Origin of the sequence: Streptomyces sp. NPDC089799 (assembly GCF_040684755.1) — a bacterium.
Classification (GTDB): domain Bacteria; phylum Actinomycetota; class Actinomycetes; order Streptomycetales; family Streptomycetaceae; genus Streptomyces.
On the sequence record NZ_JBFBGR010000045.1, the window covers coordinates 1 to 23,569 of the forward strand.

At 72.4% G+C, this 23,569-nt stretch carries 21 protein-coding genes; 10 read left to right on the top strand and 11 right to left on the bottom strand.

Annotated features, from left to right (window positions below; translation table 11 throughout):
• Positions 1-77: 77 nt before the first annotated feature.
• Entirely contained in the window at positions 78-2,939 is a 2,862-nt protein-coding gene (locus AB0O36_RS32980; RefSeq protein ID WP_365116674.1) for a glycosyl hydrolase, read from the bottom strand.
• A gap of 258 nt (positions 2,940-3,197) precedes the next feature.
• On the opposite strand from AB0O36_RS32980, the gene AB0O36_RS32985 reads away from it, so the two are divergent.
• The 5 genes from AB0O36_RS32985 to AB0O36_RS33005 all read left to right on the top strand — a co-directional run bounded on the left by AB0O36_RS32985 (position 3,198) and on the right by AB0O36_RS33005 (position 9,670).
• The gene (locus AB0O36_RS32985; RefSeq protein WP_365116676.1) at positions 3,198-4,490 is read left to right on the top strand and encodes an extracellular solute-binding protein; all 1,293 of its coding nucleotides are present in this window, start codon (positions 3,198-3,200) and stop codon (positions 4,488-4,490) included.
• A gap of 160 nt (positions 4,491-4,650) precedes the next feature.
• The gene (locus AB0O36_RS32990) at positions 4,651-5,616 is read left to right on the top strand and encodes a sugar ABC transporter permease (protein ID WP_365116679.1); all 966 of its coding nucleotides are present in this window, start codon (positions 4,651-4,653) and stop codon (positions 5,614-5,616) included.
• Positions 5,613-6,518 (top strand): carbohydrate ABC transporter permease, encoded by a 906-nt coding sequence (locus AB0O36_RS32995; protein WP_365116680.1) that lies wholly within the window; start codon positions 5,613-5,615, stop codon positions 6,516-6,518. The genes AB0O36_RS32990 and AB0O36_RS32995 overlap by 4 nt, the downstream gene beginning before the upstream one ends.
• Positions 6,519-6,616: 98 nt before the next feature.
• On the top strand, positions 6,617-8,017 hold the full coding sequence (locus AB0O36_RS33000) for a GH1 family beta-glucosidase (protein WP_365116683.1): 1,401 nt from the start codon (positions 6,617-6,619) through the stop codon (positions 8,015-8,017).
• Positions 8,018-8,089: 72 nt separating this feature from the next.
• Positions 8,090-9,670: a hypothetical protein gene (locus AB0O36_RS33005; RefSeq protein ID WP_365116686.1), complete on the top strand. Its 1,581-nt coding sequence runs from the start codon at positions 8,090-8,092 to the stop codon at positions 9,668-9,670.
• A gap of 68 nt (positions 9,671-9,738) precedes the next feature.
• Here AB0O36_RS33005 and AB0O36_RS33010 read toward each other — a convergent pair whose 3' ends face one another.
• The gene (locus tag AB0O36_RS33010; RefSeq protein ID WP_365116689.1) at positions 9,739-11,421 is read right to left on the bottom strand and encodes a hypothetical protein; all 1,683 of its coding nucleotides are present in this window, start codon (positions 11,419-11,421) and stop codon (positions 9,739-9,741) included.
• A gap of 247 nt (positions 11,422-11,668) precedes the next feature.
• Positions 11,669-12,538 carry a MurR/RpiR family transcriptional regulator gene (locus AB0O36_RS33015; protein ID WP_365116691.1) on the bottom strand — a complete coding sequence of 290 codons (870 nt, stop codon included), beginning with the start codon at positions 12,536-12,538 and terminating at the stop codon, positions 11,669-11,671.
• Between the two features lie 77 nt (positions 12,539-12,615).
• Here AB0O36_RS33015 and AB0O36_RS33020 point away from each other — a divergent pair, with 77 nt between their 5' ends.
• A complete protein-coding gene (locus AB0O36_RS33020; protein ID WP_365116798.1) occupies positions 12,616-13,473 on the top strand; it encodes a DMT family transporter in 858 nt (285 codons plus the stop codon).
• A gap of 71 nt (positions 13,474-13,544) precedes the next feature.
• Here AB0O36_RS33020 and AB0O36_RS33025 read toward each other — a convergent pair whose 3' ends face one another.
• Positions 13,545-14,861, bottom strand: a complete 1,317-nt coding sequence (locus AB0O36_RS33025) for a lipase (RefSeq protein ID WP_365116694.1) — start codon at positions 14,859-14,861, stop codon at positions 13,545-13,547.
• A 297-nt stretch (positions 14,862-15,158) separates the two neighbouring features.
• On the opposite strand from AB0O36_RS33025, the gene AB0O36_RS33030 reads away from it, so the two are divergent.
• Both AB0O36_RS33030 and AB0O36_RS33035 read left to right on the top strand, forming a co-directional pair.
• On the top strand, positions 15,159-15,446 hold the full coding sequence (locus AB0O36_RS33030; protein ID WP_365116697.1) for a hypothetical protein: 288 nt from the start codon (positions 15,159-15,161) through the stop codon (positions 15,444-15,446).
• 89 nt (positions 15,447-15,535) lie between these two features.
• Positions 15,536-16,168: an NAD(P)H-binding protein gene (locus AB0O36_RS33035; protein ID WP_365116700.1), complete on the top strand. Its 633-nt coding sequence runs from the start codon at positions 15,536-15,538 to the stop codon at positions 16,166-16,168.
• A gap of 18 nt (positions 16,169-16,186) precedes the next feature.
• Here the strand turns inward: AB0O36_RS33035 and AB0O36_RS33040 are convergent, their stop codons facing one another.
• From AB0O36_RS33040 to AB0O36_RS33050, 3 genes are all read right to left on the bottom strand, one after another.
• On the bottom strand, positions 16,187-16,831 hold the full coding sequence (locus tag AB0O36_RS33040) for a response regulator transcription factor (protein ID WP_365116703.1): 645 nt from the start codon (positions 16,829-16,831) through the stop codon (positions 16,187-16,189).
• Positions 16,822-17,928, bottom strand: coding sequence for a sensor histidine kinase (locus tag AB0O36_RS33045; RefSeq protein WP_365116799.1), 1,107 nt, complete (start codon positions 17,926-17,928; stop codon positions 16,822-16,824). Before AB0O36_RS33045 ends, AB0O36_RS33040 begins: the two co-directional genes overlap by 10 nt.
• A gap of 215 nt (positions 17,929-18,143) precedes the next feature.
• Entirely contained in the window at positions 18,144-18,812 is a 669-nt protein-coding gene (locus AB0O36_RS33050) for a DedA family protein (protein ID WP_365116706.1), read from the bottom strand.
• A gap of 404 nt (positions 18,813-19,216) precedes the next feature.
• Between AB0O36_RS33050 and AB0O36_RS33055 the strand changes: the two genes are divergently transcribed.
• Positions 19,217-19,717 (top strand): hypothetical protein, encoded by a 501-nt coding sequence (locus AB0O36_RS33055; RefSeq protein WP_365116708.1) that lies wholly within the window; start codon positions 19,217-19,219, stop codon positions 19,715-19,717.
• 142 nt (positions 19,718-19,859) lie between these two features.
• Here the strand turns inward: AB0O36_RS33055 and AB0O36_RS33060 are convergent, their stop codons facing one another.
• Both AB0O36_RS33060 and AB0O36_RS33065 read right to left on the bottom strand, forming a co-directional pair.
• Positions 19,860-20,423, bottom strand: a complete 564-nt coding sequence (locus AB0O36_RS33060) for a nitroreductase family protein (RefSeq protein WP_365116710.1) — start codon at positions 20,421-20,423, stop codon at positions 19,860-19,862.
• A gap of 134 nt (positions 20,424-20,557) precedes the next feature.
• Positions 20,558-21,238: a winged helix-turn-helix domain-containing protein gene (locus AB0O36_RS33065; RefSeq protein WP_365116713.1), complete on the bottom strand. Its 681-nt coding sequence runs from the start codon at positions 21,236-21,238 to the stop codon at positions 20,558-20,560.
• Positions 21,239-21,358: 120 nt separating this feature from the next.
• On the opposite strand from AB0O36_RS33065, the gene AB0O36_RS33070 reads away from it, so the two are divergent.
• On the top strand, positions 21,359-22,306 hold the full coding sequence (locus tag AB0O36_RS33070) for a DUF2218 domain-containing protein (protein ID WP_365116715.1): 948 nt from the start codon (positions 21,359-21,361) through the stop codon (positions 22,304-22,306).
• 186 nt (positions 22,307-22,492) lie between these two features.
• On the opposite strand, the gene AB0O36_RS33075 is transcribed toward AB0O36_RS33070, so the two are convergent.
• The gene (locus AB0O36_RS33075; RefSeq protein WP_365116718.1) at positions 22,493-22,873 is read right to left on the bottom strand and encodes an FKBP-type peptidyl-prolyl cis-trans isomerase; all 381 of its coding nucleotides are present in this window, start codon (positions 22,871-22,873) and stop codon (positions 22,493-22,495) included.
• Positions 22,874-23,086: 213 nt separating this feature from the next.
• A complete protein-coding gene (locus AB0O36_RS33080) occupies positions 23,087-23,452 on the bottom strand; it encodes a hypothetical protein (RefSeq protein WP_365116719.1) in 366 nt (121 codons plus the stop codon).
• Positions 23,453-23,569 lie beyond the last annotated feature (117 nt).

A 23,569-nucleotide genomic window follows, 5' to 3' on the forward strand; every position in this document is an offset into this window, starting at 1 on the left:
GCTCTGTGTTCGGGGCGCGCGAGGGTTGCGGCGTTCAACAACACAGGGAAGGTCTTTTGCCGCCGTGCCCGGGGAGGTCAGTCGTAGGGGATGACCAGCACGGAGGTGTCCGTGCCCGTCCGGAGCCGGGAGTCCGCGGTGCCGATGGCGCTCCAGACCTCCAGCCGTACCGTGCCGCCGTGCAGGTCGCCGAGCGTGCCGGTGGCGGCCTTCACGCCCCGGGTCTGGTCGTACTCCTCCCAGCCCGCGACCGGGTCGGTGGCGAAGTAGTGGTAGGTCTCCGTCCGGTCGAAGGTGCCGTCGCCGGTGAGGTCGTAGCCGACCCTGACCTGCTGGCCGAGGCCGACGGCGGGGCCGGCGTCCACGGGGAGGCGGAAGGCGGTCGTGCCGCCCGGCCGGAGGGTGCCGTTCACGCCCCTGGCCTCGTAGACCACCGGTTCGTAGGGGGTGCCGTCGTGGTTGGCACCGCCTGCCGAGGGGATGGTGTCGATGCCGGGCGTACCGCCGGCGGCCGTGGTGAGCACGCCGCCGGAGCGGAGGTGGTACGTGCCTCCGCCGGAGGGGTCCGGGTCCGGGTCCGGGTCGGTGCCCGTCCCGGTGGCGGTGGCGGTGGAACGGGGCGGCACGCTGAGGGTCTTCCCGTCGGAGAAGGTCACCGTACGGGCGACGGTGCCGTGGTTGTGGGCGGTGTAGGTGCGGGTGCCGTTCCTGCTGAAGACGGCGGAGGTGGGGATGTCGCCGGTGACCGACGGGTCGGGGGCGCCGAGGGCGTTCAGGGAGGTGATCCAGTGGTGGGTGTGGGCCTTGGACTCGCCTGCCTCGGGGGTGTATCCGGCGTTGCCCGCGTCCCATTGCTCCTTCGCGGCGCCCGGATCGGCCAGTGACCGGAACTCCCAGAGGAGGTCGCGCCATTCGACGGCGGGGCCGCCGTTCTCCCGCTCCATTTCGCCGATGTTGCGGCGGATCGCGTCCTTGTGGCCGCCCAGGTGGAGCGATCCCCCGGTCACGGGGAGCACGTTGATGCCGTGGATCTCCTCGGGGTTGGCGGTCCACCAGGTGCTGTAGGCGGCGCCGCTGCCCCAGACCATTCCGGCGGTGTCGTGGCCGAAGGAGGCGGGGAAGACCTGGCCGTCGGCGTCGAACCAGTACTGGGCGATCGCCTCGCCCTCGGTGGCCAGGAGGTAGGAGCCGAGGTCGCGCAGGCCGGTGTCGCCGGTGGCCGAGCCCCACAGCACGAGGGCGGCGCTGAGGTTGGTGGACTCGGAGGAGGACTCCTGGTTGTTGCCGGCGGCGAAGCCCTGGTGCCCGGAGGCCCAGCTGTGGCCGGCGTAGACGTCGAATCCGCGCAGGAAGGGGAAGGCTCCGTCGGTGCGGGAGGCGTTGGCGGTGTCGCGGACCAGGGTCTTCACCATGCCGCCCCAGGCGGAGTCGGCGGCCCAGCCGGGGTCGTACTGGGCGACGATCGCGGCCGCGTACACGTAGTAGCCGTAGTGGAAGTGGTGGTCGTTGAGTTCGGTGTCGCTGCCGTAGGAGGCCGGGTAGCCGGTGAGGGACTTCCAGGTGCGGTCGTAGGAGAACTCGTTGGCGCCGCCCGCGGTGAACCAGTCCTGGAGGCGGCCCTTGAGGAGGGTGAGGAGCCGGTCGCGGGTGGCGGTCTCGCCGATCTGGTCGGCGAGGGGTACGAGCTGTGCGAGGCGGCCGAGTGCCTTGCCGGTCCAGTAGGTGTCGGTGGCGCCGGAGAACGGGTCGGCGGCGTACGCCACCTCGTTCAGCTGGGCGCGCAACCGGGCGGCGTCGACGTCGCCGGTGCGGGGCAGGGCGGGGAGCACCGGGGCGGTCTTCTGGACGGTGGTGAAGGCGGTGCCCTCGCGGACCTTCATGGTGCCGCGCGGCGATGCGTAGGTGTAGGGGGTGAGGGGGTCGGCGGTGTGGAGCCACTGGTGCCGGTAGAGGGCCTGGAGGGTGCCGCGTTCGGTGCCCTCCTTGGCTTCGGTGGTGAGGGTGTAGGTGGCGCGGACGGTGCCGGAGGCGGTGCTCCAGTCGACCCGGGATCCGGTGACGAAGCTGAAGGCGTACTTCGTGTACGTGGCGAGGGCGTCGGTGGAGGGCAGGACGGCGACCGAGAAGTAGTTCCGGCCGCCGAGAGCGGTGCTGACGGTGGTGCCGGAGACGTTCCAGTCGGCGCCGGTCGGGGCGAAGAGGGCGTAGTGGTGGCCGGCGACGGTGATCCCGAGGACGTTGCCCCGATCGGCGAAGACGGTGGGGGTGCCGGCGGTGGTGATGCGGGCGTCGCCACCGGTGGCCTGGGCGTACACGAACGGGCTGCCGTGGCCGATGGTGGTGCGCAGGGTGCGGGTGCCGTCGGACCAGAGGGGGGTGACCGTCCAGTCGGACCAGGAGTCGGCCCTGGTGTCGGGCGAGTTCAGTCCGGTGAGGCCGAGGGTGAGGTCGCGCCGGTGGGCGAACTCGTACTGGCGGCCGTCCCCGACGACTGCGGGGGTGGTGGGGTAGCCGATCTCCAGGCCGTCGGCGACGGCCTGGTAGGTGAGGGGGTGGCCGTACATGGGGGTGGAGTACGGATTGTCGCCGTAGCGCTGGAAGGCGAGCGAGGACCACCAGTCGTTGGTGGGGACCGGTTTGCCTGCTGCTGCGGGGGTGACCTTGGGGGTGACGGGCGTGCCGGTGTTGGTGGTGGGGCCGGAGGTTCCGGCGGGTCGGGTGTCGGAATAGCTTCCGGCGCCGACGGGGACGGCGGCAGCCGTGGTGGCCGGCACGGCTTCGGCAGCCGGCACCGGTTTGACGGTTGGGACGGCTGTGACGGGCGTGACGGGCGGGATCGTGGTGGCTGCCACGGGGCTCGCGGCCGGTCCGAGGCCGAGGACCGCCAGGGCGGCGGCCAGGACGAGGGGGGCGGCTCGGCGCGAGTGGGGGACTGGCATGGGTGCACACCTCATGTCATCGCGGTGGGGTCGTGTCCGGGACTTGTGGATGAGAGCGCTCTCAGCTGGCCGGAAACGTAAGACTCCCGAAACGTGGGTGTCAAGAGAGCGCGGAACAAGGGAAGTTGGGGCAGATTCCAGGCCATTGCGGCTTCGAGTCTTGACGGATCACGTCCGCCGCGGGCACGCTCCCCTCGCCGGCTGAGAGCGCTCTCAGACCGTGTTCCCGTTCGCCCCCGGAGCCCAGGGAGGCTTCCCATGCCCACTGTCCGACCCGCCGTCCGCCTGGGGGCGGTCGTTCTCGCCGGGGCCTTGCTCGCCGCCTGCGGCAGCTCCTCCGAGGGCGGCGCCTCCGGCGGCACGGCCGGCAAGGTCACGATCACCGTGGACCTGTTCGGGTCCTTCGGTTACGAGGAGGCCGGGCTCTACGCGGAGTACGAGAGCCTGCACCCGGGTGTGACGGTCAAGCAGACCGACACCGAGGACGAGGCCGACTACTGGAAGTCGCTGCAGACCCGGCTGGCCGGCGGGGGCGGTCTCGCCGACGTCCAGGCCGTCGAGGTGGGCCGGATCGCGTCCGTCGCACAGCAGCAGAGCGGCAGGTTCGAGGACCTGCGCGCGTACGGAGCGGACTCGCTCAGGGGCGGGTTCGCCGAGGCCACCTGGGCGGCGGCCACCGGACGGAAGGGCGAGGTCCTCGGCCTGGGCACCGACGTCGGCCCCGAGGCGATGTGCTACCGCACCGACCTGCTGGCCGCGGCGGGCCTGCCCACCGACCGCGAGGAGCTCGCACGGAAGTGGTCGACGTGGGAGGGGTACCTGGAGCTCGGCCGGCAGTACAAGGCGAACGCCCCCGGCAGGAGCGCCTGGATCGACAGCGTCGGCAGCCTCTACTCGGTGATGATCGGTCAGCAGAAGGAGCGCTACTACGACGCCTCCGGCACGCTGGTCTGGGAGACCAACCCGCCCCTGAAGAAGGCCTGGGAGGCGGCGGTCGCGGCGGCGCAGGGCGGGCTGAGCGCCAAGCTGGACCAGTGGTCGCCGCAGTGGAACCAGGCGTTCACCGCCGGTTCCTTCGCCACGCTCCCCTGCCCCGCCTGGATGCTCGGCTACATCAAGGGCCAGGCGGGTGATGCCGGCAAGGGCAAGTGGGACGTCGCGAAGCTGCCCGCCGGGGCGGGCAACTGGGGCGGCTCGTACCTCGCCCTTCCGCGGGCCGGCAAGCACAAGAAGGAGGCGTACGAGCTGATCACCTGGCTCACGGCTCCCGAGCAGCAGGCCAAGCTCTTCCGGAAGCAGGGCAACTTCCCGTCCGCCACCGGTGCGATCGCGCAGATCTCCGGCGCGACGGACCCCTACTTCTCCGACGCCCCCATCGGCAGGATCTTCGGCGAGGCCGCGAAGGCCGCCCCGGTGCAGGTCCTCGGCGTCCACGACCAGAACATCGCCCAGCAGATCACCAATGCCCTGGGCGAGGTCGAGCGCAAGGGCACGGCACCGGAGCAGGCGTGGGCCAACGCCAGGAAGGGCGTGGCGAACACCATCGGCTGAGGCTGGGGCCGAGGCTGCCGCCGGCGTTGCCACTGTCGCTGCCGACGCCGTCACCGCCGCCGCCGGCCTTCCTCTTGCCCCTTCCCACCCCTGCTCTCTCCCGCCCCTGGCCTTCCCCTCCCGCATCCCCTCCCGCGGGCACCTCCCGAAGGGCCGCATCGTGACCCTGACAGCAGACGCACGGACGGCGCCGGACCGGCGGCCTTCCGGGCACCGGCCGTCCCCCCTCCGACGTACGTGGCACAAGGTCTCCCCGTACGCCTACATCGCCCCGTTCTTCACCCTGTTCACCGCCTTCGGACTCTTCCCCCTCCTCTACACCGCGTACGTGTCGCTGTACCGCGTGGAGCTGCAGACGCCCGGGGACATGCAGTGGCGCGGCCTCGGCAACTACACCGCCCTCCTCGGCGACGAGTTCTTCTGGACCGCCTTGCGCAACACCCTCACCATCGGGGTGCTTTCCACCGTCCCCCAGCTGGCGATGGCCCTCGGGCTCGCGCACCTGCTGAACCACAGGCTGCGCGGCCGGACGTTCTTCCGCACCGCGATGCTGCTCCCGTACGCGACCTCGGTCGCCGCCGCCACGCTCGTCTTCGCCCAGCTCTACGGCCGGGACTTCGGCCTGGTCAACCACGTGCTCGGGCTGGCCGGCATCGCGCCGGTCGACTGGCAGAACGGCACGGTCGCCTCCCAGATCGCCGTCTCCTCCATCGTCATCTGGCGCTGGACCGGATACAACGCGCTGATCTACCTGGCCGGCATGCAGTCCATCCCGCACGAGCTCTACGAGGCAGCCGAGATGGACGGGGCATCGCGGTGGCGCCAGTTCCTCCACGTCACCGTGCCCGGGCTGCGGCCGACGATCCTCTTCACCGTCGTCGTCTCCACCATCGGCGCGACCCAGCTCTTCGGCGAGCCGCTGCTGTTCGAGGGATCCGTCTCGGGCGGCATCTCCCACCAGTACCAGACGCTCGGCCTCTACATGTACGAACAGGGCTGGGGCTTCTTCCACCTGGGCAGGGCGGCCGCGATCGCCTGGGTGATGTTCCTGCTGATCCTGCTGGTCGTCGGCGCCAACGCCGTGCTCGTGCGGCGCCGCTCCCGTGGACCCGAGGAGGGCCGATGACCGCCGTCGTCGATCCGCCGGTCGAGCGCCCGGCCCCCGGAAGATCCGCCCGGCGTGGCGGCGACCGCCGCTCGCGCGCCGGGCGCACGATGCGCGGCGGGGTGCTCGCCCACACCATCCTGGTCCTCGCCGTGCTCGTCTCCGCGTTCCCCTTCTACTGGACGATCGTCGCGGCCGGCCGCTCCAACGCCGAACTGGCGCAGGTGCCGCCGGCGCTCCTGCCCGGGCCGAACCTGATGCGCAACTTCGAGGCGGTGGTGGAGGAGGCCGACATCGGCAAGGCGCTGGTCAACTCCCTCATCGTGTCGGGGTCGGTCACGCTCGGCACGGTGCTGTGCTCCACCCTCGCCGGGTTCGCCTTCGCCAAACTCCGCTTCCGCGGCCGCGGGGCCCTGCTCGCACTCACGGTCGGCACCATGATGATCCCACCGCAGCTGGGCGTCATCCCGCTGTTCATGCTGATCGCCGAACTGCAGTGGGTCAACCAGCTCCAGGCCGTCATCCTGCCCGGACTGGTCTCCGCGTTCGGCGTGTTCTTCATGCGCCAGTACCTCGCCCAGTCACTGCCGGACGAACTGATCGAGGCCGCCCGCGTCGACGGGGCTTCCACCGCCAGGATCTTCTGGTCGATCGTCGTACCCGTCGCCCGGCCCGGCATGGCCGTACTCGGCCTGCTGACCTTCATGGCCGCCTGGAACGACTTCTTCTGGCCCGTCGTCGCCCTCTCGTCCTCCGAGCCGACCGTGCAGGTCGCCCTGCGCCGGCTCGGCGGCGGCTACGTCAACGACCAGTCCGTCATCATGGCCGGCACCCTGCTCGGGACCCTGCCGGTGCTGCTGGTCTTCGGCCTGCTCGGGCGGCAGATCGTCGGCGGCATCATGCAGGGCGCGGTCAAGGGCTGAGCACGCGTGGGCCGGCATCCGTACGTCCCCGCCCCGGCTCCGGACCAGCGCCGCCGCCTCCGTCGGAGAACCTTCTCACCCATGGGAGACACACCCTCATGACCACGCTCGACGCACGTCCCCGCGCGGGGACGACACTCCGGTTCCCCGATCACTTCCGCTGGGGCACGGCCACCGCCGCGTACCAGATCGAGGGAGCGGCGGGCGAGGACGGCCGTGCCCCGTCGATCTGGGACACCTTCAGCCATACGCCGGGCAAGGTGCGCAACGGCGACACCGGCGACATCGCCGCCGACCACTACCACCGGGTGAGCGAGGACATCGCGCTCATGCGGGAACTCGGCGTGACGGACTACCGCTTCTCCATCGCCTGGCCCCGCGTCCAGCCGGCCGGCCGGGGACCCGTCGTCCAAAAGGGCCTGGACTTCTACCGGCGCCTCACCGACGAGCTGCGCCGGGCGGACATCCGGCCCGTGGCCACCCTCTACCACTGGGATCTGCCCCAGGAGCTGGAGGACGCCGGCGGGTGGCCGAACCGGGAGACGGCGTACCGTTTCGCCGAGTACGCGGGCCTCGCGGCGGAAGCGCTCGGCGACCGCGTGGCGACCTGGACCACCCTCAACGAGCCCTGGTGCTCGGCCTTCCTCGGCTACGGCAGCGGGGTGCACGCCCCGGGCCGCACCAGCGCCGTCGACGCGCTGCGCGCGGCCCACCACCTCAACCTGGCCCACGGGCTCGCCGTCCGTGCACTGCGCGGCACCGTGCCCGATGCGGCCGAGGTGTCGCTCACGCTCAACCTCCACTCCCTGCGCGCCCGTAGCGAATCGCCCCGGGACCTGGACGCGGTCCGGCGGATCGACGCGGTCGGCAACCGGATCTTCCTCGACCCGGTCTTCCGCGGACGCCTCCCGGACGACCTCGTCCGTGACACGGCGGCCCTCACCGACTGGTCCTTCGTGCGGGACGGGGACCTCCGGACGGCGGCCGCCCCCGTCGACTCGCTGGGCGTCAACTACTACTCCCCCACCACCGTCGCGGCCGGCAGCTCCCCGGCACCCTCCCCGTGGGCAGGTGCGGAACGGCACGTCCGCTTCGTGTCCGTCCCCGGGCCGCGCACGGCCATGGACTGGCCGGTGGATGCCGACGGACTGCACGGGCTGCTGCTCCGGCTGCGGAAGGAGCTCCCGGACGTACCGCTGGTGGTCACCGAGAACGGGGCGGCGTACGAGGACTACGCCGACCCCTCGGGGCAGGTGAGGGACCCCGAGCGGGTGGCCTATCTGCACGCCCATCTGGCCGCCGTGCACCGGGCCGTCGAGGACGGCGCCGATGTGCGCGGCTACTTCCTGTGGTCCTTGCTGGACAACTTCGAATGGTCCTACGGCTACAGCAAGCGCTTCGGCATCGTCCACGTCGACTTCCCCACGCAGCGCCGGACGTTCAAGAGCAGCGCCCACTGGTACGCGGCCGTCATCGCCCGCGGCGGCCTCGCCCTCTGACCGCAGCCGCGGCATGCTCCGTCGCGGTCGTCCACAGGTCTCCGACGGTCCGGTGACACGGACCGGCCCCGGGTGGAGAATCGATCGGGGACCTGGATGCGGCGGAGGGCGGGGGCGCTGATGGGCGGTCGGGTGTTGCGGTGGGGGCTGGGCATCGCCGTGGCCGGATTCCTGTTCTGGTACGGCTCGTACTACACCACGATCCTGGTGTGGGAGCTACGGAAGATCTTCGCCTGGCTGGCGTTGCCGCTGCTGTTCCTGGCGGGCGTCGTGGGGGTGTCGCTGCTGGTGCGGTGGCGCCGTCGCCGGGCCGGGCACACCGTGGGCATGGAGCACGCCGGCGCACTCGGCTGCCTGGGTGCCGTCGTCGGGCTGGGGCTCGCCGCGGTCTGGCTGGTGTACGGCGCGTACCTCCAGGACCGGGCGTACATGGCCGACGCCACGGTGGTGAGCGATCCCGTGCCCGCGCTGACGGCCCGTGCCCCGTACGTCGTGGGCAAGGCCCAGGCCGCACCGCACCTCGGCGATGTCACCGGTGAGATAGCGGACATCACCTACCTGCCCGACTCGGACCGGTTCGCCACCCTGGTGGAGCGGCGCGGGTGGCTGGCCGGTTACGAGGTCGGTCTGGTGCAGGACGTTCCGCTGGGCGGCAGCAGCCGCAGCCAGGAGCGCTGTGCCTTCGACGTGTCGGCCGCCGATGCCCGGATCAGCGGCTGGTTCTCCCACAATCTCGGCCGGAAGATCTCGGCGAAGAAGCGCTGGGTGCGCTTCGAGGCCGACGACGCGTACGTGACCTGCTCGGCCGGCACGCCGGTGGTGGTCGTCCCCCTCAAGCGGCAGACGGGGCTCTTCGTGGTGACCGAACGGCCGGCCGGGGCCGCGCTCTACGACGGCCGGACGGGCAAGCTGACGATCACCGACGACACGTCCGCGGTCCCGGGACCCTCCTACCCCATCAGCCTCGCGGCACGGCAGCGGGAGGGCACGGCCGCCGTGGGCGGCTTCAGCGACTGGTGGTTCGAGCGGAGCGGGTGGGACGCCTCCGAGGACGGGGCGAACGAGGGCAACGAGTCCGAGTTCACGCTGCGGTACCGGGACGGGGACGGGGGCAGTGCGTACGTCACCCCGCTCACCCCGCAGGGGGAGGCGAGTTCGGTCGTGGCCGTGTCGACGGTACCCACCCGCCACCGGGGTGGCGGGCTCGCGCCGATGACGATCCACCGCCTCGACCCGACCTGGTCGTCCCCCAAGGCGCTGGTCGCGCTGATCAAGGCGGAGTACCGGGACGTCTGCTGCTACAACGACGACGAGGTCTTCGAGGTGACACCCACCGGAGGCAGTACGTGGACGGCGACCGTCGGCAGCGAGCAGAACATCCGCTACCGGGTGGAGGGGCGGGGGCTGTTCGCCGGACGCGAGGCGACCTGTCTGAAGGCGGCCGACGGCGCGCTGATCCGGTGCGCGTACGCGGCGCCCGGCTCCCCGGAGGAACAGGAACTCCGGCGCCGGGAGCAGCAGAAACAGCAGGAGGCCGCACGCCCGAAGAACCCACGGGAAGCGGGCGACCTCACGCAGTACACCAATGAGGAGCTGGCCGAACTCCAGAAACAGGTGAGCGACGAGATGGTCCGCCGCTTGAAGTCCGGCTAGCTCAATGGAGTGTCACAGGCCTGGCCGCATGCGCTGCCGCAGCGCTCGGCGGTGGGTCGAGGGCGTGGTCAGTCGCAGGTGGTCAGGGTCAGGGCCTCGATGGCCAGGCTGCGGCCGGTGGTGCCCAGGTGGATCTCCTGTCCGCGGGTCCTGGGCTGCCAGCCGATGCCTTGTACGTGGGCCCGGCCGGCGAGGGTGCCGTGGTCGGTGCGGAGTTCCAGGGCCTCCAGGCGTAGCGACCGGCCGGTGGTGCCGACTTCGGCCGTGGCTCCGTCCGGGATCCTGACCCATGGCTGCCAGCCGATGTTCTGTACGTGGGCACGGGCCCAGAGGCCGCCGGTTCCCGTGGCCGAGAGGCGCAGTGCTTCCACCGGCCTGCTCTGGCCCACGGTGCCGACGCCGGCGCCATCCGCTCCGGTGACGTCCTGCCAGCCGGTGTCCCGCAGGTGAGCCTGGTAGCGGATGGTGCGGCCCGGTTGTGCCGGGGTGGCTTCGGGGTCACCGCAGGCGTTCTGCCGGGCGATGTCGTTGAGGGCGATCACCGCCCGTTGCAGGGCGCCGGCGGGTACGCCCGCGCCGTTCTGGTTGACGTCGTCCGTCATCACGACGTTGAACTGGTCCACGGCCGGGTGCTGCTGCCACGGGCCGGTCAGCAGGGTGAGGAACCGGGCGTTGAAGCCGTGGGCGAGGTTGAGCATGTAGGCGTCGGCCGCCTCACGGGGCACCGCGCCGATCGCCGCGCCCCACTGCGCGAGAACGGCTCCGGGGACGGTGATGTCGGGGGTGATGAGGCCGCTGAGCGAGAACAGTCCTGCCGGGCGGGCTGCCTGGGGCCAGTTGAGGGCGCGGTCGTCGAGGGTGAGGGCGGAGGCGTAGGTGCGCTCCGCCGCACCGGTGCTGTCGAACAGCGCGCCCAGGTAGTCGTACCAGGAGAGCGAGGCGTAGGCGTAGCTGCCGCGGTCGGCGGAGTCGGAGGACGGCCAGAGCAGGCCGCGCTGGTCCTCCCGCCCGTCGCCCATGACGATGACGTTCCGCCCGGCGTCGACGAAGGATCCGTAGGGGCTCTGCGGGTCGTACGCGGACCTCGGGGCGATGCGGTCCCGGCCGACCGCGTCCATGAGGAGGTCCGCCGCAGCGCCCCGGGCCGTGGGCAGCTCGGCGGCCGGCGCGGTGACCGAAATGCGCAGGAGCACGAGTTCCGCGGGATGGCGACGGAGCCAGTCGGCCACTCCGGCCACCTCGCCCGTGCGTCCGTCGGCGTCGAAGAACAGGTTGCCCAGAGGTGAGCCGTGGTACGTGTACCAGCGGCCGTCCTGCTTGCACAGCCTCAGGTCCAGCACGCGGGCGCCGCCGTCGAGCTGGTCGGTCAGGCTTCCGCTCTGGGTGCGGGCCATGCTCGCCGCCACGGCCGGGTAGGCCCGGGCCACGTCGTATGCGTCCCCGGAGGTGCACAGGCCGCTGCCGGGGCGGATGCTCCAGCTGCCGGCGTCGTGGCTGCCGGGCATGGCGATGGCGTTGAGCGGGCGGTCGTGCAGCCGGTTGCCCCTCTGCCCCATCCAGTTCTCCAGGTCGGCCGCTGCCGTCCCGGTCCCGGTCCCCTTGCCGGTGGCCGACAGGGCGCTACCGGTCGTGGAGGCCGGATTCGGCGGTGGGGCGGCCGTGCCGGTACCGGCCGCGACCAGGACGGTCAGGGCGGCTCCCAGGCAGGCGGTGAGGAGGGCGCGCGATCTCGGCGGCAATGGGGATCTCATGGCGCTCCAGGCGGGACGGGTGGCGGATGGGGGGACGGACCGCAACACTGCCGCATTGTCATGCACGCGCCAAGTCATTGATTCGGTCGTGTTGCGGTTCGGTCGGGTTCGATTCGGTCAGGCTCGATTCGGTCGCGTCCTCCCGCCCGGGTGGAGCGTCGGGCACGCACCGGCGATGGCCTGCGCGGTCGGCCGGGCCCCTGGGCGCGCCCCTCGCCGCCCACCGCGAACTCGCGCCGGGCGGGTGTCAGTACGAGTGGTCGACCGTGACGTCCGCCGACAGGCGCAGGGCCTCTTCGGCGGGGGCTCCGCGGAGGTGCAGCAGGGCGAGGGTGAGGGCGTCGATCACGGTGAGGTGGGCGAGACGGCTGGCGACGGTCTCCAGGCCGAAGACCAGGTCCTGGCCGCCGGCCACGAGTGTGCAGTCGCCGGCCTCGCTGAGCGGCGAGCGGGCGTAGCTGGTGAGGGCGACGACGCGGGCCCCCGCCTGACGTGCGCGGCGGGCGGCGTCCACCGTGCTGCGGGTGGCGCCGGTGTGACTGACGGCCAGGCAGACGTCGGCGGACGTCAGCTGCGAGGCGGCCAGTTGCGCGGTCAGCGGGTCGGCCGGCGCGTCGACCGCGAAGCCGAGCGCGCGCAGCCGGTAGGCGGTGTCGAGGACGACAGCGCCGGACAGTCCGGCGCCGACCACCAGCACCCGGGCAGCCGGGTCGAGCAGGACGGCCGCCGTGCGCAGTCGCTCCGGGGTCACCGTCGCCGCCACCCCGTCCAGGGCCTCCCGGCCGGCGCGGACCGTGTCGGCCAGGGCACGCGCGGCCGGGTCCCGGTCCCGGGAGGGCTCCTGGGCGGGCGCCTGCCGGGCGGCGGCGAGCTTCAGCTCCTGGTATCCGCGGAACCCCAGCCGCTGACAGGCCCTCACGACCGAGGACGGCGCGGTCCCGGCCAGGGCCGCGACATCGCTGACGCTGAGGTGGACCAGCCCGGCGCCCTTGTCCAGGACGACCCGGGCCACCCGGGCCTCGGTGTCGCGCAGGTCGGACAGGTGGGCGCGGATGTGGGCGGCGAGCCCGCCGTCGCCCACCGGGGCCGCCCCGCCGGTCTTGGAATCAATTTCCATATGATTACCTTAGCAAGGAATTCTGTTCCAGATTCGGTCTGCCACGGGGAGCGAACGTGCCGGGAATCGTGCCGTCCATGTCGGGCTCGGCTGCCGTGCCCGTCGTCGTCCTCGCCTCGGCGGTGCTGCACGCCGTCTGGAACGGCCTCACCCACGGCCTGCGCGACAAGCTCGCCGGCTTCACGCTCATCAGCCTGGCCTCCGCCGGGTGCGGGGCCGTCCTCGTCTGCCTGGCGCCCCTCCCGGACCCGGCGGCCTGGCCGTACATCGCGGCCTCCGCCGCGCTGCAGGTCGCGTACCAGCTCCTGCTCCTGCGCGCCTACCAGCTCGGCGACTTCGGGCAGATGTACCCCACCGCCCGGGGCACCTCGCCCCTGGTGGTGGCCCTGGTCTCCACCACCGTCCTCGGCCACTCGCTGCCCGCCGCACAGGCCCTGGGCATCGCCGTGATCTCCTGCGGCCTGGCCGGTCTGGCCCTCGCCGACGGAGTTCCCGGCCGGGCCCATGTGCCCGCGCTGGCCGCCGCGCTCGGCACCGGGGTGATGATCGCCTCGTACACCCTCGTCGACGGCAGCGGGGTCCGGGTCTCCGGCAGTGTCTTCGGCTACATCGCCTGGCTCTACCTCTGCCAGGGACTCGTCCTCCCGGTCATCGCCTGGGCCCGCCGGGGGCCGTCACTGCTCACCACGCTGCGCCCGCTCTACGGCCGGGGGCTGGCCGGCGGACTGATCTCGCTGGTGGCGTACGGGCTCGTCGTATGGGCACAGTCCCGCGGCGACCTCGCCACCATCGCCGCGCTGCGTGAGACGAGCATCGTCTTCGGCGCCCTGATCGGCGCGGTCGTGTTCCGTGAACGGCTCGGCCACCGGCGCCTCGCCGCGAGCGCCGCCGTCCTGGTGGGGATAGCGGTGCTGCAGCTCGGCGGCGGCGCGTGAGAGCGGGGTGTCAGGGCGGGTGTGCGGGAGGGACGGGCGAGGTGGGGGCGACGCCGGCTCCCGCGTTCGCGTCACTGCCGGCGCAGCTCCCCGAACCAGCGCACGATCGCTGACGTGGCGGCGACGTTGGAGCCCAGATGACGGGATCCGTGGTGGTCGACGGCTCCGAGATCGACAACCGGGGCGTCCACCCCGTTGCCGAGCAGGGCGGATCGGCAGCGGTTGGTGTTGGCGGTGACGGCCTGCTCGTCCCCGCTCGCCATGTAGAGCCGGACGGGGGCGCGCGGAGCCCAGTCGGTGCAGACCGCGTCGGTGCTGCGCAGCGCCGCCGCCAGCGGGCCCGTCGGATGCGCGAGCAGCTCGCGGCCGTGTTCGGTCAGCAGCTCGTCGAGGGTGCCGGGGGTACCCCGCATCAGCTGCTCTCCCGTGTGCGCGCCGTCGAAGAGCGCCTCGACGGTGCTGTCGTACGGGGCTCGGAAGACCTCACCCGGGCTGTCGTAGATGGCGTGGAGCCGTTGGAACGCCACCAGGGTGTAGGCCGCGTACAGCACGCCGGCCTTGGGTGCCAGCCTGCCCCCGAGCAGGGCGGGCAGCTCCGTGCCGCCGAAGTCGTACGCGCCGCTGACCGGTGCCAGTGCGCCGAGCCTGAACCAGCGGTCCTCACCTGCCTGGAGAGCCCGGCCGAGGCCGAGTGCCGCCGAGGCGCCCTGCGAGAAGCCGGTGACCATGACCTTCCGCTCCAGCACGTGTCCGGTGCGGGGCGCGAAGGCCCGGGCCGCCCGCAGCATGTCCAGGGACGCCGTGGTCTCCGAGCCGATGTCCATCCAGGGGTGCAGGCCCGGCCCCTTCCCCATTCCGAGGTAGTCGGGCGCGATCCCGGCGGCACCTGCCGCGGCGTGGGCGATCACCGGTGCGGACACGAAGGCGCGGCGCTGCATGGACGGGGAGTCGTCCTTGTGGCTGCCGGTTCCGTGCGCGAAGGAGACCGCGTGCAGGCGTTTGGCACTGTTGAGCGGCAGCACGAACAGTCCGCTCGCCGTGGTGGGGCGGCCGTGGGGATCAACGGTCCGGTAGACCAGCCGGTACGCGACCACGCCGTGCCGGACGGTGTCGTCTTCGAACCCGGCCGCTCTCAGCTCGGCGGACACCTCCTGAGGGGTCGCGAGCGTGTACAGCTCCTCGGCGGACACCAGCGTGCCCCGGTATTGCTCACCGCGGTGCTCCCCGTGGTGCTCCTGGGTCGCGGCACGGGGTGCGGGCGCGGCGGCGGCAGTGGCGACGATCGGCCCGCTCAGGATCAAGCCGCAGCAGACGGCTGCTCCCAGTGCGCGCAGGCCACCGCGGTATCGGACTGCGCCGCGGGAGGACGGGGAGGCGGGGATGGGCACGATTTCCTCCAAACATGGTTTCGGCAAGGCACGTTCAGCCTCTCGGGCTTTGACCGACGGCACACTGGTGCCAGCCCCAGGGGGATTCCTCGTGCCCACCCCCGGTCGCGTTGCCGCCCGAGGGGCGGCCACCGCCGTGGAGAGCGGCGGGGCCGGCGCGCTGCGCGCACCGTTTCGGCGCTGGTGAGGTGAACCCGTCCCCGGATGGCGGCGGGCAGGCGTGGCTGCGGTGGCAGTCCGCCGGTTCGCATCGAAGACTCGTCGCCGGGGACGCACACGAGGGAAGGGCGCCGGACGATGTCGCAAGCCGAGGAAGAAGGCGTCACCGCACGCCCGGTCAGCGGGCCGGATCGGGGGCGGAGCAGGGTCGGCCGGCTGCGGGCTGCGCTCAGGCGGACCAATCTGCTGCCGGCGTTCCTGGTGCTCACGGTCATGATGGTGGCCCTGTGGCTCATGGGGATGCCGTTCTTGCAGGCCCTGACGATTTCGGCCGCGGTGAAGATCGCCATGGCTCTGCTCGAACTCCGCCGGCTGCCCGACCCTCCCGGTGGCCGGCCGACGCAGGTCACCGGTCGGCTCTCGTGAGAGCCGTACCACCGGAGTCCGGGCCGGGTCCCGGGTCCCGGCCGTAGGGCCGGCCCGCGTACGGCCCGCGTACGGAAGGATGCCTGATCATGCAGCTCACCGTCCTCGGTGCCACGGGCCCCATCGGCCGGCTGGTACTCCGGCAGGCCCTCGCGGCCGGGCACCGGGTCACCGTGCTGGTGCGGGACGCGGCCCGGCTGCCGCAGGGGGACGACGGGCGCGTCACCGTCGTGGTCGGCGATGCCGCCTCCGCCGCGGACGTCGAGGAGGCGGCGCGCGGCAGCCAGGCCCTGATCTGCGCCCTGGGGCCGGGCAAGGACTACAAGTCGACGCTCGCCACCCGCACCGCAGGTCCGGTCCTGGAGGCCATGGCCGCCGCCGGGGTGGAGCGTCTCGTCTGGCTCTCGGCTCTCGGCTCCGGTGCCACGTCCCGGCGCCAGTCGCGCTTCCAGGCCGCCGCGTCGAAGCTGGTGATGGGCACCCTGATGGCGGACAAGGGCATCGCCGACGAGACCATCGCCCGCAGCGACCGCGACTGGACCATTGCCCTGCCGGTGCTGTTCCGCGAGGGCCCGGGTACGGGCGACTACGAGACGATCCCGCTGGACGGCACCCGGGGGCGCGTAGGCGGAAGGATCAGCCGCGCCGACGTCGCGGACTTCCTGCTCTCAGCCGCGACCGGCGGCGCATGGGTCCGTCGGCGGGTGATCCTCACGCGGTGAGCGGTCCGGGCGTCCCGGCTAGGACTCCAGATAGCGGAGCACTGCCAGCACACGCCGGTTGTAGTCCGTGGTGTGTGCGAGCTCCAGCTTGTCGAAGACCGCGTTGAGGTTCTTCTCCACCGCACTCACCGAGATGTGCAGCTCCTTCGCGATGGCCGTGTTGGTCAACCCCCGTGCCAGGGCCTCCAGCACCGTGCGCTCGCGCGGGGTGAGCCGGGACAGCGGGTCACCGTGCGCACTGCGGACGACCAGCTGACGCACCACCTCGGAGTCGATCACCGCTCCGCCCGCGTGGATGCGTTCCAGCGCGTCGAGGAACTCGTCCACCTGCGCCACCCGGTCCTTGAGCAGGTATCCCACCCGTTCGGCGTTCGCCGCCAGCAGCCGGGCCGCGTAATTCCGCTCGACGTGCTGAGACAGCACCAGTACCCCTGCCTCCGGCAGCCGCTCACGGATCTCCACGGCGGCGCGCAGGCCCTCGTCGGTGTGGGTCGGCGGCATCCGGATGTCCACCACGACGATGTCCGGCCGCCGCGCGGCGGTTTCCTCGACCAGCGCGTCCGCGTCGGGAAGCGCAGCGAGCACTTCGTGCCCCTCCTCGACGAGCAGCCGTACGAGGCCCTCCCGCAGCAGGGTCGAGTCCTCGGCCAGGATCACGCGCACGGCAGCTCCGCGGTGACGGTGGTGGGTCCCCCCGGGGGGCTGTCGAGGTGCAGTACGCCGTCGAGGGCGGCGACCCGGCCGAGCAGGCCGGACAGGCCGCTGCCCGCGGGGTCCGCGCCGCCCGAACCGTCGTCCTCGACGCGTACGGTCAGGACGGGTCCGCGCCGCGCCACCCGGACGGAGACGGCGGAGGCACCGGAGTGCTTGGCCGCGTTCGTCACGGCCTCGCAGACCACGAAGTAGGCGGCGGTGCGCACCGGGCCGGGCAGCGGCCCGGCGACGTCGTACTCGGTGCGCAGGGGGATCGCGCACCGCTCCGCCACCCCGCCCAGGGCCTCCTCCAGACCCAGGCTGTCCAGGGCGGACGGGTACGCCCGCCAGGCCACCTCGCGCAGTTCGGTCAGTACGTCCTGGGACTCCCGGTGCGCCTGGAGCAGCAGGGCGTCCGCCCGCTCCGGGTCCCGCTCTCGGCAGCGGCGGGCCCTGCCCAGGAGCATGGCGAGGGCCACGAGTCGCTGCTGGACCCCGTCGTGCAGGTCCCGCTCGATCCGGCGCCGCTCGGCGTCCACGGCGCGGACCACTGCGGCCCGGCTGACGGCCAGTTCCTCGATGCGGGCGCGGAGCCGTTCGTGCTCGGAGGGGCCGAAGCACTCCCGGGCGATCCGCGCATCGAGGGAGACCAGGGAGAGCAGGCCCTGGAGGTCGAGGAAGAGCAGCACGCCGCCCAGGAGCACCTGCGTGGGCAGTTCGGCCCAGTCCAGGGTGCCCCGTACGGCGCCCGAGACGAGGAGAGCGGCCAGGGCCGCGCCGAAGGCGAGCAGGGCGAGGACCATCGTGCACAGCAGGCCGTCGTAGCAGCGGACGGCCAGGAAGCGGAGGATCTTGGGGCCGGATGCCTCGTAGTGCTCGGGGAAGCGGTCCCCGAAGAAGACGGAGCGGCGGCGGTGTTCCAGCGCGGCGAGCCGGCGGGCGCCGCCCATCAGGAAGCCGAGCGCGTCCGGGCGGGTGCGGGGCCACAGGAGGAAGGGCCCGAGGGCAGCCCCCGTGACGAGGAAGTACGCCAGGACCAGCAGGGCGGTGGCGCAGCCGATCAGCACTCCGCAGGCGCGGAGCGGCCTTGAGGGCGGCCGGGATGTGTGCGTCCGGGCCGTGCCCGGCCGCACCGATCCACTGATCGTCGTGTCCCCCTGCACGGGGCCCGAGCCTAGTGCGGCCGTGCGGGCCGGGCAAGATCGTTTGGCGGGTGCCGGGTGGGGCGTCACGGGGTGCGGCGCGGGCATGGGGTGGGGCTTTGTCGCGGGGTGCGGCGCGGTCACGGGGTGCGGCGGTGGCGGGCGGCGCGGCTGCGGCCGCGCAGCCGGACGGTCAGGTAGGCGCCCACGGCCGCCACGACCACCACCAGGACTGCCTTGGACAGGATGCCGACGTAGGTCTCCACCACGTCCCACCGGTCGCCCAGCCAGTAGCCGGCCAGCACGAGGACGCTGTTCCAGATCAGGCTGCCCAGCGCGGTCAGCATCAGGAAGAGCGGCAACGGCATGCGGTCGACCCCGGCCGGCACGGAGATGAGACTGCGGAAGATCGGCACCATCCGGCCGAGGAAGACCGCCTTGGTGCCGTGCCGGGCGAACCACTGCTCGGTGCGTTCCAGGTCGGACGCCTTCACGAGCGGGAGCTTGGCCCAGATCGCGTGCATCCGCTCGCGGCCGAACAGCATGCCGGTCCAGTAGAGGGCGAGCGCGCCCACCACGGAGCCGAGCGTGGTCCAGAACAGGGCGGAGACGAGGCTGAGTACGCCTTGCCCGGCGGCGAAGCCGGTCAGCGGCAGGATCACCTCGCTGGGCAGCGGCGGGAAGAGGTTCTCCAGGGCGATGGCCAGTCCCGCCCCCGGGCCGCCCATGGTGTCGACGAGGTCTGCGGCCCAGCCGGCGAAGCCGTCGGCGGGCTGCTGGGGCAGCGCAGCGAGGAGGAGAGGGTGCATGGTGTGGCCTCCGGGAAAGGGTGGTGGGGCGCAACAGGGCGCGATCCGTACGTCCGGGGCTGTCCGCCCCTCTGCCCTTCATGATGGAAACCGCAGCTCAGGGACGGTATGAGGATGGCCGCCCGAGCCGGTCCGGTTTCCCGCCCGGCCCACCCTGCGGAAAACCGCAGGGTGCCGGTGTCGATCACCCCGCCGGTGTCGATCACCCCACCGGGGGCCGACGCCGGCGCCGAGCGGGCGACAGGCGACAGGCGATAGGCGACAGGCGACAGGCGACGTGCGTCACTCGGGCCGCCGGGTTTCCGTGCCACACTGGTCGGCCACGAGCGGAGCGGCGCAGCTTCGCGTAGCCGCCGCTCGCGGCCCGGTACGGGCAGGGCGAGCACGCTCCCGAGGAAGCCGCCGTGTCCACAGATCTCGCACCCGTCATGGCCGCCGGCACCCGCTGGCTGCTGACCGCCTTCCCGCCCGCCCCCGGCGCGTTCAGCCAGGCCCTCGCCGAGGCCCAGGCCAGGCAGGCCGTCACCCTCGCCGCCGGTCTGCGCTACCCGACCGCGCTCGACGTACAGCTGCTGCACCTTCTCGGGCCGGGCGGAAGCGCCCGACTGGACTGGGTGACCGGCGCCGGTCAGGACCCCGAGGACGGCGCCTGGCGCACCTGGGTGGACGAAACCGTGGTCAGCTGGGCCGCCTGCCTCCTGGCCGACGCCGCACTCGCCGTCGATGCCCGGCACCTCGTCGACGGCAGCCTGGTCGGCGAGGTCACCCGTCTCGTGCGACCCGGCGAGCGCGAACGCCACGCCGCACCCTTCCTGCGCCACCCCGACCTCGTCGAGCCGGTCGCCGCCCTCCACCGGGCGACGCTGCTGGAGCTGTTGGCGAAGCAGAACTCCGCTTTGGCATAGGGCTGTTGCCGGCCGAACCGGCGGGGCCGCGCAGTTCCGGGCCGCGTGGATCCGGCCGGTCGCCACAGGGGGTGGGCGGGCGCACAGCCATGCCATGCCACGCCGTGCGGCGCCGTGCCGTGCCGTGCCGTGCCGTGGGGGCCTACGCCGGCGGAGTCGACCAGGGTGCCGTGCGGAGGTCGACGGCGCTGCGACGCTCCCGGCGCGCCGGGGGTTCGTCGGCCGCCTTGCCTATCGCGATCATGGAAACGATCTCCCACCCGGGGTTCGGGCGCAGCTCCGCGGCCAGGGCCTCCAGGTCGAAGGCCCGGAACTGGTGCGTGGCCAGTCCCATCGCCTGGGCCTGGAGGCCCATGTGGGCAACCGCCTGCCCGAGGTCGTAGTCGGCGAACTCCGAGTAGAGGATGTCCGAGTCCTCGACGTACCGGCGGGTCAGCGCGACGACGAGCAGTCCCGCATCCTTCGCCCACCGGGCCGAGCTGGGCGCGAGGTGGGGCACCACCCGTGCATGGTCCGGCTCGCCGGGTCTGACGGGGAGGAAGCCCCACGGTTGCGAGTTGCCCGCGGAGGGCGCCCATCTCGCCGCTTCGAGGAGCAGGTGGAGGGCGTGGTCATCGACCAGGCCGGACGGGTCGAAGGCGTAGGGGCTGAAGCGGTTGGCCAGCAGGGCGTGGACCTGGTCGGTCCGCTGAAGATCGAGAGACACGTCCCTGACAACAGCGCGTCGCGGTGATCCATTTCCGCACGCCCCGATTGCACCGACGCCGCCGGGCCGCTCCGGGCCGGCGGCAGGACTCGTCGTCAGTGCTCGCCGTCGGCGCTCGTCGTCAGTGCTCGTCCTCAACCCTCGTCGTCCGGTGGCAGGCTGGGGACGTCGGCACGGAAGAGGCTGACCAGCAGTCCGTACGGTGTGGCGCTCGCGCGGTCGGTGGCCGCATGCGGCTCTTCGGCCATGGCGGTCAGCCGGCCCTGCAGAGCGTGCGCCTCGGCCTCGGTGAGCCAGAGGTGGCGCAGTTCGGTGTGCGTGGGCTCACCGGGTCGGGCCGGCAGCATTTCGCCGAGTGCGGCGTTGATCAGGAACTCCGGCCCGACCAACGCGTCCTCGGGCACCTCGAAGCCGCGGCTGACCAGCGCGAAGTACTGCTCGGTACCGCCGCGCACCCGACGGGTCTCGGCCAGCCGGACCAGTCCGGCCTCGCGCAGTACCCGTACGTGGTAGCCGACCGTGCCCTTGCTCATCCCCAGGACGTCGGCGAGCTGGCGCAGCGTCGCGGGACGCTGGCGCAACACGTTGACCATGCGGTGGCGCACCGGGTGCCCGAGGGCCTTGAACTGCTCGGGCGCGCGCAGCACGAGCCGGTCCTGCTCATCGCGGTCCTGGTCATCGTGGTCCTGGTCATCGTGGTCCTGCTCATCGCGGCGGGAGTCGTCACCGCGACGCTCATCGCGGCGGTGCCGGTCACCGTGGCGCTCGTCCTCGTCGGCATCGCTCCCGTGCACGGGGGCCTGATCTTCTGCCATGGCGAAAGTGTCCACGAAAATAAACACTTTTGACAACTCCGCCGCGGCGGCCCCACAATCCTCCACGAAGCAAGTGGCGGGAATTCTCGCCACTTAACCCCGGGAATCCACAGGAGTCCGATGCCCCTCGCCACGGCCCGCGTCACCACCACCCGCCCCTCCCGCTACGTCAAGCAGCTCGTCTCGCACATGGGCCACAAGGTTGCCGCCACACTCGCACCCGACGGCCGCGGAACGATCACCCTCACTTCCGGGACCTGCACCCTCAGCCCCATGGCGGATCGGCTGGAGCTCACCGCCACCGCGGTCGACGCCCCGTCGCTGGCACGGGTCCAGGACGTCATCACCCGGCACCTGGTGCGCTTCGCCACCCAGGAGGAACTCGCCGTCGAGTGGACCTCCGCGATCGACGGCGGCGAGCTGGAGCCCACGGCCCCCGTCGTCGGCGAGTACCTGCTCGCCCATCACACGCCGGTCGACGGCGTACTCGGCGAGCTGGCCGTCGCGACCCGCGAGGCCGCCGCCGATGCCGCGCACATGCAGGTCTCCTCGGACGAGGGCGCACTGCTGACGATGCTGACCCGGCTGACCGGCGCCCGCTTGGCCGTCGAGATCGGCGTCTTCACCGGCTACTCGGCCCTTTGCATCGCCCGCGGCCTGGAGGAAGGCGGACGGCTGATCGCGTGCGACATCAGCGAGGAGTGGGCCGCGATCGGCCGACCGTACTGGGAGCGCGCCGGCGTCGCCGACCGGATCGACCTGCGCGTCGCCCCCGCACTGGATACGCTGCGCGCCCTGGACGCGGAGCCGGTGATCGACATCGCCTTCATCGACGCCGACAAGGGCAACTACCCCGCCTATTACGAGGAGATCGTGCGCCGGCTGCGTCCCGGCGGGCTGGTGGTACTGGACAACGTCTTCCTCGGCGGCCGCGTCCTCGACCCCGCCTACGGGGAGGAGCACCACGTGGCGGTGCGGCGCCTGAACGACATGATCGCGGCCGACGAGCGGGTGGACGCGGTGATGCTGCCGGTACGCGACGGCGTGACGATCGCCCGGCGCCGCTGACCGGCGGTGGGGAGGCCGTCCGGCTCCAACCGCCGGGTTCCGGCCGTCCGGCTCCGACCGTCCGGTTCAGGCCGTCCGGCTCCGACCGTCCGGTTCAGGCCGTCCGGCTCCGACCGTCCGGTTCAGGCCGTCCGGCTCCGACCGTCCGGTCCGGGCGGTCAGAGCACGGGGGCGGGAGTGGGCCCGCTACTTCACGGCGATCAGGTCCACGACGAAGATCAGGGACTCGCCGGGCCTGATGGCGCTGCCGGCGCCGCGGTTGCCGTAGCCGAGGTGCGGCGGGATGACCAGCTTGCGGCGCCCGCCGGCCCGCATGCCCTTGACACCCATCTCCCAGCCCTTGATGACGTTGCCCTCGCCGAGCGTGAAGGAGAACGTCTCGCCCCGGTTCCAGCTGGCGTCGAACTCGGCGCCCGTGGAGTGGGCCACCCCGACGTAGTGCACCTCGACGGTGCTGCCCCGAACCGCTTCGTCACCGTCTCCCACCACGAGGTCGGTGATGTCCAGGTACTCGGGCGCCGCGCCACGCGGTGCTTCGATCTCGGGCCGTTCCAGTTCGCTGCTCATCGCTCTCTCTCCGTCAGTGCTTCACGTGGGCACCGGACGGTGCATCACGTCGGCGGTGGTCGTGGACCGACTCACGCGGTCATGGGTTACCCAACCGCAGGGCGGGAGTCAACTCCGTGCCGTGGACAGGCCGTTTCCGCGGCCGTCGTTGCGCACGCCGCTCGTTCGGACACCGCCGGTCGACGCCGCCGGTCGATGCCGCCGGCCGACCCGTCAGGAGCCCTCGTCGAACAGTCCGGCCTCCACCTGGAGGGCCAGCGTCTGCAGCACCTCGACCGAGGAGACGTCGGTCCGGCCACCGTCGTGGGCCATGGCCAGGCTGGTGTAGGCCAGGGTGAAGCCCGAGATCATGGTCTGCAGAGCGGGGCCCAGAGCGTGGGCGAAGAGGCGGGCCACCTCGTGCGGAGTGGCATCGGCCGGCACGCTGACGGCCGGCAGCATCTCGTTGAGCATCTGTGTGACCGCGAGCGATTCCAGCTCCGATCCCTCTGCGTCCTCACCGGCTTCCACGGCACGACGGATTTCCTGGGCTTCCGTCAGGATGCCGATCACTCGCTTCAGGATCTCAGCTCGTTCCATCCCCGGAGCCTAGCCTCGGATCCGGCCGGGGGCGCCGGCCGGGGGTGCCGGCTGCCGACGGTGAGCGGCCGGATGCGGCCCCCGTCGCAGCCTTGGTGGCCAGGGTCGCATCCGGTA

Coding starts and splice junctions, on each gene's coding strand:
- AB0O36_RS32980 (WP_365116674.1), bottom strand. CDS start 2,939: ATGCCAGTCCCCCACTCGCGCCGAGCCGCCCCCCTCGTCCTGGCCGCC.
- AB0O36_RS32985 (WP_365116676.1), top strand. CDS start 3,198: ATGCCCACTGTCCGACCCGCCGTCCGCCTGGGGGCGGTCGTTCTCGCC.
- AB0O36_RS32995 (WP_365116680.1), top strand. CDS start 5,613: ATGACCGCCGTCGTCGATCCGCCGGTCGAGCGCCCGGCCCCCGGAAGA.
- AB0O36_RS33000 (WP_365116683.1), top strand. CDS start 6,617: ATGACCACGCTCGACGCACGTCCCCGCGCGGGGACGACACTCCGGTTC.
- AB0O36_RS33010 (WP_365116689.1), bottom strand. CDS start 11,421: ATGAGATCCCCATTGCCGCCGAGATCGCGCGCCCTCCTCACCGCCTGC.
- AB0O36_RS33015 (WP_365116691.1), bottom strand. CDS start 12,538: ATGGAAATTGATTCCAAGACCGGCGGGGCGGCCCCGGTGGGCGACGGC.
- AB0O36_RS33020 (WP_365116798.1), top strand. CDS start 12,616: ATGTCGGGCTCGGCTGCCGTGCCCGTCGTCGTCCTCGCCTCGGCGGTG.
- AB0O36_RS33030 (WP_365116697.1), top strand. CDS start 15,159: ATGTCGCAAGCCGAGGAAGAAGGCGTCACCGCACGCCCGGTCAGCGGG.
- AB0O36_RS33035 (WP_365116700.1), top strand. CDS start 15,536: ATGCAGCTCACCGTCCTCGGTGCCACGGGCCCCATCGGCCGGCTGGTA.
- AB0O36_RS33050 (WP_365116706.1), bottom strand. CDS start 18,812: ATGCACCCTCTCCTCCTCGCTGCGCTGCCCCAGCAGCCCGCCGACGGC.
- AB0O36_RS33065 (WP_365116713.1), bottom strand. CDS start 21,238: ATGGCAGAAGATCAGGCCCCCGTGCACGGGAGCGATGCCGACGAGGAC.
- AB0O36_RS33070 (WP_365116715.1), top strand. CDS start 21,359: ATGCCCCTCGCCACGGCCCGCGTCACCACCACCCGCCCCTCCCGCTAC.
- AB0O36_RS33075 (WP_365116718.1), bottom strand. CDS start 22,873: ATGAGCAGCGAACTGGAACGGCCCGAGATCGAAGCACCGCGTGGCGCG.
- AB0O36_RS33080 (WP_365116719.1), bottom strand. CDS start 23,452: ATGGAACGAGCTGAGATCCTGAAGCGAGTGATCGGCATCCTGACGGAA.